At 61.4% G+C, this 12,076-nt stretch carries 12 protein-coding genes and 3 tRNA genes; 9 read left to right on the top strand and 6 right to left on the bottom strand.

Annotation, left to right across the window (positions count from 1 at the left end):
* Positions 1-15: 15 nt before the first annotated feature.
* Together otnI and denD are read left to right on the top strand one after the other, a co-directional pair.
* A complete protein-coding gene (gene otnI / locus AC54AG_RS21180) occupies positions 16-807 on the top strand; it encodes a 2-oxo-tetronate isomerase (protein ID WP_496631514.1) in 792 nt (263 codons plus the stop codon).
* Between the two features lie 2 nt (positions 808-809).
* Positions 810-1,787: a D-erythronate dehydrogenase gene (gene denD, locus AC54AG_RS21175; RefSeq protein WP_496631513.1), complete on the top strand. Its 978-nt coding sequence runs from the start codon at positions 810-812 to the stop codon at positions 1,785-1,787.
* On the opposite strand, the gene AC54AG_RS21170 is transcribed toward denD, so the two are convergent.
* Positions 1,784-2,626 (bottom strand): DUF6597 domain-containing transcriptional factor, encoded by an 843-nt coding sequence (locus AC54AG_RS21170; RefSeq protein WP_496631512.1) that lies wholly within the window; start codon positions 2,624-2,626, stop codon positions 1,784-1,786. The genes denD and AC54AG_RS21170 overlap by 4 nt on opposite strands.
* A gap of 56 nt (positions 2,627-2,682) precedes the next feature.
* On the opposite strand from AC54AG_RS21170, the gene AC54AG_RS21165 reads away from it, so the two are divergent.
* Positions 2,683-3,177, top strand: coding sequence for a DUF3224 domain-containing protein (locus AC54AG_RS21165; RefSeq protein ID WP_496631511.1), 495 nt, complete (start codon positions 2,683-2,685; stop codon positions 3,175-3,177).
* A gap of 135 nt (positions 3,178-3,312) precedes the next feature.
* On the opposite strand, the gene uvrB is transcribed toward AC54AG_RS21165, so the two are convergent.
* Positions 3,313-5,406 carry an excinuclease ABC subunit UvrB gene (uvrB, locus tag AC54AG_RS21160; RefSeq protein ID WP_034751995.1) on the bottom strand — a complete coding sequence of 698 codons (2,094 nt, stop codon included), beginning with the start codon at positions 5,404-5,406 and terminating at the stop codon, positions 3,313-3,315.
* 112 nt (positions 5,407-5,518) lie between these two features.
* On the opposite strand from uvrB, the gene AC54AG_RS21155 reads away from it, so the two are divergent.
* The 3 genes from AC54AG_RS21155 to AC54AG_RS21145 all read left to right on the top strand — a co-directional run bounded on the left by AC54AG_RS21155 (position 5,519) and on the right by AC54AG_RS21145 (position 7,151).
* On the top strand, positions 5,519-6,733 hold the full coding sequence (locus tag AC54AG_RS21155; protein ID WP_175444492.1) for an amino acid aminotransferase: 1,215 nt from the start codon (positions 5,519-5,521) through the stop codon (positions 6,731-6,733).
* A gap of 131 nt (positions 6,734-6,864) precedes the next feature.
* Positions 6,865-6,940 (top strand) — tRNA-Asn (locus AC54AG_RS21150).
* A 135-nt stretch (positions 6,941-7,075) separates the two neighbouring features.
* Positions 7,076-7,151 (top strand) — tRNA-Asn (locus AC54AG_RS21145).
* A 51-nt stretch (positions 7,152-7,202) separates the two neighbouring features.
* Here AC54AG_RS21145 and AC54AG_RS21140 read toward each other — a convergent pair.
* Complete coding sequence (locus tag AC54AG_RS21140; protein WP_496631510.1) at positions 7,203-8,156, bottom strand: alpha/beta fold hydrolase; 954 nt, start codon at positions 8,154-8,156, stop codon at positions 7,203-7,205.
* Positions 8,157-8,318: 162 nt separating this feature from the next.
* Here AC54AG_RS21140 and AC54AG_RS21135 point away from each other — a divergent pair, with 162 nt between their 5' ends.
* The 3 genes from AC54AG_RS21135 (at position 8,319) to AC54AG_RS21125 (ending at position 9,678) form a co-directional block, all read left to right on the top strand.
* Positions 8,319-8,645, top strand: coding sequence for a Dabb family protein (locus tag AC54AG_RS21135; protein WP_496631509.1), 327 nt, complete (start codon positions 8,319-8,321; stop codon positions 8,643-8,645).
* A gap of 73 nt (positions 8,646-8,718) precedes the next feature.
* Positions 8,719-8,794: transfer RNA gene (locus AC54AG_RS21130), tRNA-Asn, on the top strand.
* Between the two features lie 263 nt (positions 8,795-9,057).
* On the top strand, positions 9,058-9,678 hold the full coding sequence (locus tag AC54AG_RS21125; RefSeq protein ID WP_219327434.1) for a choice-of-anchor C family PEP-CTERM protein: 621 nt from the start codon (positions 9,058-9,060) through the stop codon (positions 9,676-9,678).
* 112 nt (positions 9,679-9,790) lie between these two features.
* On the opposite strand, the gene AC54AG_RS21120 is transcribed toward AC54AG_RS21125, so the two are convergent.
* The 3 genes from AC54AG_RS21120 to AC54AG_RS21110 are packed head-to-tail and all read right to left on the bottom strand — an operon-like array spanning position 9,791 to position 12,014.
* Positions 9,791-10,801, bottom strand: a complete 1,011-nt coding sequence (locus AC54AG_RS21120; RefSeq protein WP_496631508.1) for a hypothetical protein — start codon at positions 10,799-10,801, stop codon at positions 9,791-9,793.
* Positions 10,798-11,541: an aspartyl/asparaginyl beta-hydroxylase domain-containing protein gene (locus AC54AG_RS21115; protein WP_496631507.1), complete on the bottom strand. Its 744-nt coding sequence runs from the start codon at positions 11,539-11,541 to the stop codon at positions 10,798-10,800. The genes AC54AG_RS21120 and AC54AG_RS21115 overlap by 4 nt, the downstream gene beginning before the upstream one ends.
* A complete protein-coding gene (locus AC54AG_RS21110) occupies positions 11,526-12,014 on the bottom strand; it encodes a GNAT family N-acetyltransferase (protein WP_496631506.1) in 489 nt (162 codons plus the stop codon). Before AC54AG_RS21110 ends, AC54AG_RS21115 begins: the two co-directional genes overlap by 16 nt.
* Between the last annotated feature and the right edge of the window lie 62 nt (positions 12,015-12,076).

Here is a 12,076-nt window from a genome sequence, read left to right as displayed (position 1 = left end):
CCAAGGAGATACCGCATGCCCCGTTTTGCCGCCAATTTGACCATGATGTTCAACGAAGTCCCTTTCCCGCAGCGCTTTGCCGCCGCCGCGCAAGCGGGTTTTAAAGGCGTCGAATTCCTGTTCCCGTATGACCACGCGCCGCAGGAAGTGGCCGGCTGGCTGCGCGAGCACGGCTTGCAGAATGTGCTGTTCAACCTGCCGCCGGGCGACTGGGCGGCCGGTGAGCGTGGCATCGCTTCGCTGCCGGGCCGCGAAGAAGAATTCCGTGCCGGCGTGGCACGCGCCATCGAGTATGCGCTGGCGCTGGGCACGCCGCGCGTGCACATGATGGCGGGCCTGCTGCCCGTGGGCGCCGACGTCAAGCTGCACCGCGCCACCTACCTGGCCAACCTGCGGTACGCGGCCCAGGCCGTGGGCGAGCATGGCATCGAGCTGTTGATCGAACCGATCAACGGGCGCGACATGCCCGGCTACTTCCTCGTCACGCAGGCACAGGGCCATGCGCTGCGCCTGGAGTCGGGCGCGGCCAACGTCAAGGTGCAGATGGATTTTTACCACACGCAGATCGTCGAGGGCGATATCGCCATGACGTTCAAGAACAACTTCGACGGCATCGGCCACGTGCAGATCGCCAGCGTCCCGGCGCGCAATGAGCCGGACGATGGCGAAGTCAACTACCCGTATCTGTTCAAACTGCTCGATGACCTCGGCTACGAGGGCTGGATCGGCTGCGAATACCGTCCGCGCGGGCGTACTCAGGATGGCCTGGGCTGGCTGGCCGCTTACAACAACAAACAAGGAGCATGAACATGAAAGTACTGATTACCGGCGGCGCCGGTTTCCTCGGACAGCGCCTGGCGCGCCAGTTGCTGGCGCAAGGCCAGCTGACGGACAGCCACGGCCAGTTGCAAACGATCAGCGAGCTGGTACTGGTCGACGTGGTGGCCGCGCATGACTTCAACGATGCGCGCGTGACAGTCGTCACGGGCGACATCGCCGACGGCGCTCTCATGCGCGCCACCGTCGATGCGCAGACCAGCTCGATCTTCCACCTGGCCGCCATCGTCAGCGGCCAGGCGGAAGCCGATTTCGAGCTGGGCATGCGCATCAACCTCGACGCCTCGCGCGTGCTGCTCGATATCTGCCGCGAACTGGGACACAAGCCGAAGGTCGTGTTTACCAGTTCCGTGGCCGTGTACGGCGGCAAGCTGCCGGACGTGGTGCAGGACACCAGCGCCCTGAACCCGCAATCGTCGTACGGCGCGCAAAAAGCCATCGGCGAATTGCTGCTCAACGATTACAGCCGCCGCGGTTTCGTCGACGGCCGCGTACTGCGCCTGCCGACCATCAGCGTACGTCCCGGCAAACCGAACAAGGCGGCGTCGTCGTTCGCCAGCGGCATCATCCGCGAGCCGTTGAATGGCGAGGCGGCCGTGTGCCCCGTGTCCACCGATTTGCGTCTGTGGCTGCTGTCGCCGCGCGGCGCCATCGCCTCGCTGATCGCCGGCCATGAACTGGCGGGCGAGGCCTTCGGCGCCAGCCGCACGGTGAACTTGCCGGGTTTGAGCGTGAGCGTGGGCGAGATGATCGCCGCACTCGAAGAAGTGGCCGGCAGCGAAGTGACGGCCCGCATCAGCTATGCGCCCGATCCTGCCGTCGAACGCATCGTCAATAGCTGGCCCGGCGCCTGGGATACGGCGCGGGCCGAAGCGTTGGGCTTGACGGCCGATGCGGACTTCGCCGCCATCATCCGCGCGTATATCGACGACGTGAAAGCGGTGGGCTAGGCTGCTGTTACCAACTGCGAGCGGCGATAGTCGAGCGGCGTGCTGCCCACCAGTTCCGCAAAACTGCGGCTGAAATGGGCCTGGTCAAAAAAGCCCAGCGCATGCGCCAGGCTGGCCAGGTCGGGCGCATCGGGCTGCGCCAGGCGCCAGATCGCTTCCTGCAGGCGGTAGCGCTGGATCACCCACTTCGGTGGCACGCCCACGTAGTTGGCGAACAGGCGCTGCAGCCGGCGTTCGCCGATGGCCATTTTTTCGCACAGTTGCGCCACGCTCGCCGGGCCGTTGTGGGCCGCCGCCGCGGCAGTCAGCCTGGCGGCCAGCAGGGCCGCGTCATCGACCTGCGGCAGCCGTGCCAGCAGCAGCGCCTGCGTCTGCGCCACCATGGCTGCATCGCCGGCTTGCCCCAGCACGAGCGCCTCGGCTTCCCCTGCCGGCATGCCCAGCAGGGCATCGGCGGCGATGGTCGTATCGGTGAATGACGACAGGGGCTGGGTAATGAACGGGCGCAGGCCGCCCGGCGCGAAACGCACGCCCAGCACCTTGCCCGCACCGGTCAACGGCCTGTCAAAGGCGCCGCGCACGACGCCATGGATGGCGGTGCGCCCAAGGTCGAACACCAGGTGGGCGTTCGGGTAGGGCAGCACACGCTGCGTCTCCGGCGGACAGCCCCGCCTGTCCCATTCGACCACCCAGAAATACTCGACGAACGGCGCCAGCGCGGTGTCCGGCGGATAGGTCACCAGCCGTATGCGGCGCGCCGCCGCCTGCGGGTCGACGATGCCCTTCGGCGCCTGGCCGCGCGCGGCGAGCACATTGCGCGTGCTGTCGGCTTTATCCAATATTTGTCTCCTGAGCGGTACTAGGATGGTTCTCTCGCATCGATTGAAAGGGAATCATGAAATCACACAGCTTGTCCGGCCTGGTGCTGGCCGCATGTTGTCTATCGGTGGCGCCGGCCGGCGCCGCTTCATCTGCAGAGGGAGATCATCGCATGCCAGTGCACGCCACGGGAAGTTTCATCATCACCATGACGCCATCCGCGGCGCCGCAGCGTGCGGGGCGCACGACCTTGGGCAAGGTACTGCTCGACAAAGTCTATGCCGGCGACCTGGTCGCCACGGCCAAGGGCGAGATGCTCAACGCCGTCACCGACACCAAGGGCGCGGCCGGCTACGTCGCCATCGAAGCCATCACGGGCGTCTTGCAGGGCAGGGAAGGCAGCTTCGTGGCGCAGCATGCGGGCACCATGGCCGATGGCAAGCAGCAGCTGTCCATCGTCATCGTGCCGCATTCCGGCACGGGGCAACTGACGGGCATCAGCGGCACCCTGGCCATCCGCATTGAAAACGGCCAGCATTTCTACGATATCGACTATTCGCTGCCGGAGTAGGGCGAACCATGGACAGAAATCCTGTACTCGCTGGTGCGGTCAAGGCTTTTCAAGTAGGTCGGATTAGCGGCAAGGCCGCGTAATCCGACACCGCCACCAGCGCCAACGATGTTGTCGGATTACGGCCCGCAGGGCCTAATCCGACCTACCCAGTATCGATGTCACATTGTCCGTACCCGGTGCGCCAAACAGCTGCTGCTTGAGGATATGCAGCTGGTCGCGCACTTGCGCCGCCTTTTCGAACTCGAGGTTCTTGGCGTGGTCGACCATCAGTTTTTCCAGGCGCTTGATTTCCTTGCTGACCTGCTTCTCGCTCATCGCTTCGAACTTGGCCGCTTCCTGCGCGACTTGCAGGGTTTCGCGCGCTTCCTGCGGGCTGTAGACGCCGTCGATCATTTCGCGGATCGATTTCTTCACGCCGATCGGGATGATGTTGTTGGCCGTATTGAAGGCGATCTGCTTGGCGCGGCGGCGTTCCGTCTCGTCGATGGCGCGGCGCATGGAGTCCGTGATGCGGTCGCCGTACAAAATCGCCGTGCCGTTCAGGTTACGCGCGGCGCGGCCGATGGTCTGGATCAGGCTGCGCTCGGAGCGCAGGAAGCCTTCCTTGTCCGCGTCAAGGATGGCGACCAAGGAGACTTCCGGCAAGTCCAGGCCCTCGCGCAGCAGATTGATCCCCACCAGCACGTCGAAGGTGCCCAGACGCAGGTCGCGCAGGATTTCCACGCGCTCCACCGTCTCGATATCGCTGTGCAGGTAGCGCACCTTGATACCATGGTCGCCCAGGTATTCCGTCAATTGCTCGGACATGCGCTTGGTCAGGGTCGTCACCAGCACGCGCTCGTCCTTCTTGATGCGCTCGACGATTTCCGACATCAGGTCGTCGACCTGGCTGCTGGCCGGGCGCACGATGATCTGCGGGTCGACCAGGCCCGTGGGCCGCACGACCTGTTCGACCACCTGGTCGGAATGGTTCTTTTCGTATTCCGCCGGCGTGGCCGAGACGAACACGGTCTGGCGCATCTTCTGTTCGAATTCCTCGAATTTCAAGGGGCGGTTGTCGAGCGCCGACGGCAGGCGGAAGCCGTAGTCGACGAGGTTCGTCTTGCGCGAACGGTCGCCGTTGTACATGGCGCTCAGCTGGCCCGTCAGCACGTGCGACTCGTCGAGGAACATCAAGGCGTCGGGCGGCAGGTAATCGACCAGAGTAGGCGGCGGCTCGCCCGGCAGCGCGCCGGACAGGTGGCGCGAGTAGTTCTCGATGCCCTTGGTGAAACCGATTTCCGCCATCATTTCCAGGTCGAAGCGCGTGCGCTGCTCGAGCCGCTGCTCTTCGATCAGCTTGTTCTCCTTGCGGAAGAACTCGAGGCGCTCGCGCAGCTCGTCCTTGATGGTTTCTACGGCGCGCAGCACGGTGGAGCGGGGCGTCACATAGTGCGAGCCCGGATACACGGTGAAGCGGGGGATTTTCTGGCGTACGCGGCCCGTCAGCGGGTCGAACAGCTGGATCGATTCGATTTCGTCGTCGAACATTTCCAGGCGCACGGCCAGCTCCGCATGCTCGGCGGGGAAGATGTCGATGGTATCGCCGCGCACGCGGAAGGTGCCGCGGCCGAAATCGACCTCGTTGCGCGTGTACTGCATCTGGATCAGGCGCGCGATGACGTCGCGCTGGGCGACTTTGTCTTTGACGCGCAACGTCAGGATCATCTGGTGGTATTCGTTCGGGTTACCGATACCGTAGATGGCCGAGACGGTGGCGACGATGATGACGTCGCGCCGTTCCATCAGCGACTTGGTGCACGACAGGCGCATCTGCTCGATATGCTCGTTGATCGACGAGTCCTTTTCGATGAACAGGTCGCGCTGCGGCACGTAGGCTTCAGGCTGGTAGTAATCGTAGTAGCTGACGAAGTATTCGACCGCGTTTTGCGGGAAAAAGTCGCGGAACTCGCTGTACAGCTGCGCGGCCAGGGTCTTGTTCGGCGCAAAGACGATGGCGGGCCGGCCCATGCGCGCGATGACGTTGGCCATGGTGTAGGTCTTGCCCGAACCCGTCACGCCCAGCAGGGTCTGGAAGGCCAGTCCGTCGGCAATCCCCTCTGACAACTGGTCGATTGCCGTGGGCTGGTCACCGGCCGGAGGGAAGGGCTGGTGCAGCTTGAACGGGGAGTCCGGGAAAGAGATAATTGCGCTTTCCGCCTCGCTGGCGGTAGATAATTCGGGCATGTGAATCAGACCTTTGTTAGAATAGTGCTCTGCTGGCGGCCCTGGCGTTGTATTTTGGGGCGCTGTCTACAACTCCGCTGTGAACCTGCTTCCAATCGAATCCAATCTTATCATGACGAACCCAACTGTTTCTGCCAGTCTGTTTAGCGCCATCGAGATGGCCCCACGCGACCCGATCCTGGGCATCACCGAAGCATTTAACGCGGACCAGAATCCCGCCAAAATCAATCTGGGCGTTGGCGTCTATTATGACGACAACGGTAAAGTGCCTCTGTTAGCTTGCGTACGCAAGGCGGAAGCCATCCTGATCGAACAGGCGGCGCCACGCACCTATCTGCCGATCGAAGGCCTTGCCGCCTACGACAAGGCTGTGCAAGAACTCGTATTTGGCGCCGACAGCGCCGTAATTCAAGAGCGCCGCGCCGTCACCGTGCAAGCCATCGGCGGCACGGGCGCACTGAAGATCGGTGCCGACTTCCTGCAGCGCTTCGCGCCGGGCGCCCAAGTCTACATCAGCGACCCGAGCTGGGAAAACCACCGTGCGCTGTTCGAAAACGCCGGTTTCGTCGTCAATAACTACACCTACTACGATGCCGCCACCCATGGCGTGAACTTCGACGGCATGCTGGCCAGCCTGAACGCCATGCCAGCCGGCTCCATCGTCGTGCTGCATGCCTGCTGCCACAACCCGACCGGCGCCGACCTGAGCGTGGCCCAGTGGGATCAGATCATCAGCGTGGTGACCTCGCGCGGCCTGGTGCCGTTCCTGGACATGGCGTATCAAGGCTTCGCCAACGGCATCGCCGAAGACGGCGCCGTGGTGCGCCGCTTCGCCGACGCGGGCGGCCCGCTGCTGGTATCGAACTCGTTCTCGAAATCGTTCTCGCTGTACGGCGAGCGCGTGGGCGCCCTGAGCGTCGTCGCATCGAGCGCCGACGAAGCGGCCCGTTTGCTGTCGCAGCTGAAGCGTGTCGTGCGCACCAACTACTCGAATCCGCCAGTACACGGCGGCAAGGTGGTCGCCACCGTCCTGGCCACGCCGGAACTGCGCCAGCTGTGGGAAGAGGAACTGGCCGGCATGCGCGTGCGCATCCGTGAAATGCGCAATGCCTTCGTGGAAAAGCTGAAAGCCAAGGCGCCAGGCCACGACTTCGAATTCGTGCGCCAGCAAATCGGCATGTTCTCGTACTCGGGCCTCACCAAGGAGCAGGTGGCGTCTTTGCGCGAACAATCGATCTACGCCGTCGACACGGGCCGTATCTGCGTGGCAGCATTGAATTCGCGCAATATCGACATCGTCATTGACGCGATCGCCAAAGTACTTTAATATCTTGCTTCTTCGGCGCTGCATGCAAGTGCGGCGCTGATGGCGGTAGAAAGTCGGCGATGGCCGTGTTTGTGGTGATGCAGTATCGGTCTTGCAAATATGGAACAAGCGACATATAATATTGCCTCTTTTCCCTGATAGCTCAGTTGGTAGAGCGACGGACTGTTAATCCGCAGGTCCCTGGTTCGAGTCCAGGTCGGGGAGCCAGAATTCGAAAGGCCACGTTGAAAAACGTGGCCTTTTTTGTTTTTGCGCCACTGATGCGTAGCTTGGGCCAACATGAGATTTCCCCTTTGGAAATCTGGACAGCGCCAGGTTTGGCCTATATAATACGGCCTCTTTTCCCTGATAGCTCAGTTGGTAGAGCGACGGACTGTTAATCCGCAGGTCCCTGGTTCGAGTCCAGGTCGGGGAGCCAGAACACGTAGTAGCAGAAAGCCCAGCCTTGAACGGTTGGGCTTTTTGCATTTCAGCGCGCCGCGATTGGCTCGGGCAGAGTCCCGATGATCGCCTGCTGGAATTTTTCCGGTTCATCCTGGTGTATCTGATGGCCCGACTGTTCAAATAAAAACAGCCCCTTCCTCGGCGCCTGCAACTGCTCAAAATAGTCTTGCGTGATGCGGGTGGAGGTCTGGATGTCGTTCTTGCCAACGAAGAAATAGACCGGGCAGTCGACTTTCTTCAAGGTCTTCGGCAAATCGATATGCATTACTTCGTTCCATACGGGCGACCAGGCTTTGGACCATTGCAGAAAGCCGGTCTTGAAGCCATCGCTGGTCGCAAAAGCCTTACCCTCCTGATGGAAAAGCCATTTGCGCAGGTAAAACAGGTCTTCATCCTGTTGAAAGGGAATATGCACTTGCGCCAGTTCCTTGCTGGCGGTGGCATCGTCCCGGAAATGCGCCTTCAAATTGGCCAGCAATTCCTTTTCGCTGGCCAGCTGACTGATGACGGGATTGACGGCGAAATACGCATGCAGCAGTTCCGGATGCTGTTCGACGATATGAAAACCGAGCACATTGCCCCAGGAGCTGCCCAGCAAGTATATTTTTTCCTGCCTGAGCTCTTTTTGAAGAAACGTGATGACCTGATACGTGTCCTGCTTCATCTGCGCGACGGAAGGCTGGCTAGGCGACGGATTGAGTTTCAGGGTTTTTCCCGCATCGCGCTGATCCCACTGCACCAGCGTAAATCTGTTTTTCAGAATGGCGGTGAAGGCATCCGCATTCTTCATCATCGAACTTCCCGGCCCGCCCGATAAAAAGAGCAGAACAGGTTTTTTTGAGTCATCTGTCTTGATTTCCACAAACTGTTTGATCCCGCCGATGTCCGGTGTCAGCAGCGCATCGATGGCGAGCGCTCGCGCTTTGCTTGCGGAAAATGGCATCAGGGTGATGAATAGCACTGCCAGTAGCTTAGTCATGGGCGGATATCGATGGTGGCCTGCGGGTATGGGGTGTCCATGGGGGATATTATCCGAATAACATGTTGCATATAGAGAATATGTGTGGCGTGGCGGGCCGCTGCCTGTGTGCTTTTTCGTTTTGCGCTATCCTGAATGCAACCCCATAGGAGAGCTGCCACCATGACCTGTTCAATTCCGTTGCGCCATATCGTCCTGTGTGACTTTCTCGAGGACATCACACCGGCCAAGCATGCCGAGCTGGTCTATGAATTTTCCCTGCTTAAACACCGCATTCCCGGCGTGCTGCAATTCGAATGGGGACCGAACGTCAGCCCGGAAGGCCTCGATGACGGTTTTACCGATTGCTTTACCCTGACCTTCGATGGCGCCTCCGCGCGCGACGTGTACCTGGCCCATCCGGCCCACCTGGCCTTTGTCGATCTGCTCAAGCCATGGCTGGGGCGGGTGCTGGTGTTTGACTATCAGCCCCGGGAAAATCCGGGCTGAGTGTCGCCGCGCGTAAATTTTTCAGCGTAAATCTGGACAACTGAAAATTTGCCCTATAGAATGCGGCCTCTTTTCCCTGATAGCTCAGTTGGTAGAGCGACGGACTGTTAATCCGCAGGTCCCTGGTTCGAGTCCAGGTCGGGGAGCCAGAACATCAGCAGCATCAAAAAGCCCAGCCTTCCGGTTGGGCTTTTTGCGTTTCAGGAACTACTCCTTGCGCGTGGCACATCATTTGGTCATCCACATCATTTTCAATTTCATGATCGCCAGATCCCCGAGGCGAAGAGGGCGAATCTTGGAGGATTATTTATTATTAAATTAAGAATATTATTGATTTTTTAAGTTGTCAGCCTTAAGCTGATGACTTCAAGAAAAATAAATTTCTTGAATAAAATAAAAGGGATATTGAATTATGCGTAAGTTGACTGCTTTGGCCGGTGTGGCTGCACTGATTCTGGTTGCGCCTTTGGCGCACGCTAACTTGTTGAGCAATGGCGGCTTCGAATCGAGCACGTTTAGCGGCCCGTTCACTCAGATAAACAGCGGCGGACACCTGGGCGCCTGGAGCGTGGACAGTGGCAGCGTCGATATCATCAACCAATACTGGAAGCACGCCGAGGGCAATTACAGCCTGGATTTGAATGGCAGCTCGGGCGGACGTATTTCGCAATCCTTCGGCACCGTGATCGGACAGCAGTACAACGTCAGTTTCAGCCTGGCCGGAAATGCCGAAGGTGGCGGCAGCCTCAAGTTGGTGGATGTGGGCGTCACGGGCGTGCACAGCTTCACGTTTGACAGCACGGGCCGGTCTCCTTCCAACATGGGCTGGGTAAACGAAGGGTTCAGTTTTATTGCCACCGCTGCCAACAGCACCTTGTACTTTCAAGGTAATAACAAAAACAGCGTGTGGGGTGCGGCACTCGATAACGTATCGGTCACGGCCGTGCCAGAACCATCAACCTATGCCATGCTGGCTGCCGGCCTGGGACTGATGGGTTTCATGGCACGCCGCCGTCGCGCGCAACGTGGCTAAGGGACTTTCCGGCTGAGGCACGGCCGCTCAGCGCAACGGCCGCCACACAAAAGCCCGGTCCTTCACCGGGCTTTTGCCTTTTACGGCGCGCTGATGGCACGCTGCAGCAAGGTCAATTTCCTATCCGCAGCGCTTCCAACACCTGATAGCCTGCTTGTATCTGCTCCGCCATGACAGGCAGGCTGCTTGCCGCATGCGGAGGTGCGTCGCCCTGGAATACCGTGCCATATTTTGCATGCACGCCGCCGCGTTCGCGCATCGCTTGCAGCTGTCCAGCGGTGGGGGTAATGCGGAAGCGGGGCAGCAAATCATCCAATACCATGCCAGGCAATTGATTGTAGTTAATGAGCTTGAGTTGACCCGCAGCGGCGGGCGGCTGAGCCGCCGCAAACAGGCTGGACAGCACCACACCCGCATAGCCATCATGGTCGCCCGGAGCTAGCTGGTGTGCGGGTAGCGGCAGCAGAGCCGGGTGCAGCATGCCGGGGATCATCTGCGGCCCGCGCTGGCGCTGGTGCGAGGCAAGCACGGCTTGCGGTTCGCGGTACAGGAACAGGCAGGGCGTATCGGGAAACGTCTGGCGCAGCAAGGCCAGGTTGTGGATGTGCCAGCAATCGAACTTGATGAAGAAATGTGTCTCTTCGCCCGTGCGGCGCTGGCCCAGGGCCAGGATAGCCTGGCGCAGCAGGGCGATGCCGTCGCTGCCCGCCATGCCATCGTGATGCAGACGCAGCAGCGAGTCGATCACGGTTGGCTCAGATAGCACCACGCATTGCGGCAAGGTCGCCAGCAATTGCGTCAGCAGGGTCGAACCACAGCGCGAGACGTGGAAGATGAAGGCGTCGGGCGTCAGGCAATCGCCAAGCGTGGCGAGCGCCGCCAGCGGCGTGTGGCAGACGCGGCGCTCCTCATGCGGCTGGCGTGCCAGGGTGTTGATAAAGAATGGTTCGCTGAACGGCTGCCGGCCCAGGTCGCGCCAGCAGAGGGATACCTCGTCCGTTTGCGCATCGTGCTGTGCAAAGAGTGGATACCAGCGGCGCATGTCCATGCCCGCATGCCAGGGAACAACAGTGCCTCTGGCCAGCAAGCCTTCCTGCTGGGTCAGGCCATGCCGGGCGCTCATGGCGCGTTCCCAACGCCGCCGGCTAATGCTGCCAATTCGCTGGCCAGCGCCAGGCTGGCGGGCGAGGGGGACAGCCGCAGCTGGGCGATGACGGCCCGCACATTGCCATCGTTGATGCTGGGGTCGCCATATTTATGGGCCGCTTTCGGCACGAAACCGGCGGAGGCGAACAGCGTTCCGAGCCAGGCATTGGTGATGCAGTCGAGCACGAGGTGGATGCGCGGCGCCGCGCCATCGTTGCGCACCGCGTGCAGGCAGCTGGCGTCCATGTACCAGGCGTGGCCGGCCGTGAAATGCACGTTCTCGCCGTCAATGCTGAACAGGACCTGCGGCGTAGTGTGGATGGGGATGTGGATGCGGATCAAGCCATCGGCCAGCGATGTGCCGGCGTCGCGGTGTGGGCGGATGACGGCGCCCGGTGCCAAGGCCATCAGGCGCGCGGCGCGGATCTCGCAGGCGAAGCTGGCGAGCACCTCGCGCAGGCAGGGGCAGCGCGCCAGTTGCGGTGTGCCGGCATAGGCGGCGCCGTCGACGGGCATGATGTCGCCGGCTACTCCGCCGGGCGAACGCAGCGGCACGCAACTCCAGCCCGTGTCGTAGGCGCCCGTATTGAAATGATGGATCCACTCGCCCGTGGCGAACTGGTCGCTGTCGCGCTGCATGCGCGCCACGTCAAAGCGCAGCGGCAGCCGCAGCCAGGTGCTGGGCGGAATCGGCGCCGCCACTATGATGCGCTCCATTCCAGCTGCTCCTGCACCTCGTTTTCCCCGCGCAATCGGAAGCCCAGCCGCTGGTACAGCGCGCGCGCGGCGGTGTTGCTTTTGTTGACGGCAAGGTGGATCCGGCATTGCTGCGCGCCCGCTTGCGCTTGCAGGCCGCGCAGCACGGCGCTGCCTGCACCCTGGCCTTGCGCGGCGGGCAGAATGGCGATGTCGACCAGGTGCAGCACCTGATCCTGGCGGTCCAGGACCAGGCGCCCGATGGGCGTGTCGCCGTGCTGCAGCACCAGGTATGTGGCCTGCGGATAGGCTTGCCGGTAACCGTGGCTTTGCATGCGTTGCTGCATGGCGATCAGCTGCTCGATGACGGCGGGATCGGCCGGCATCTGGCGCAAGTCGTCGCGCGTGGAGCTGTACAGCGCGGCGGCAAAGCCATCGTCGTCGTCGCGCTGGACGCGCAACTGGTAGGGGGCGGAAAGCGGCAAGTCGTGCATCGGTGCTCCGGCAGGTGGTGGCAAATGCGCAGGCGTTTATTTATTTGCTATGCTGCCAATTT

Source organism: Janthinobacterium sp. BCJ23 (assembly GCF_059617945.1).
Note: the sequence above shows the minus strand (reverse complement) of the source record. Positions and strands in the feature narration are given on the sequence as shown.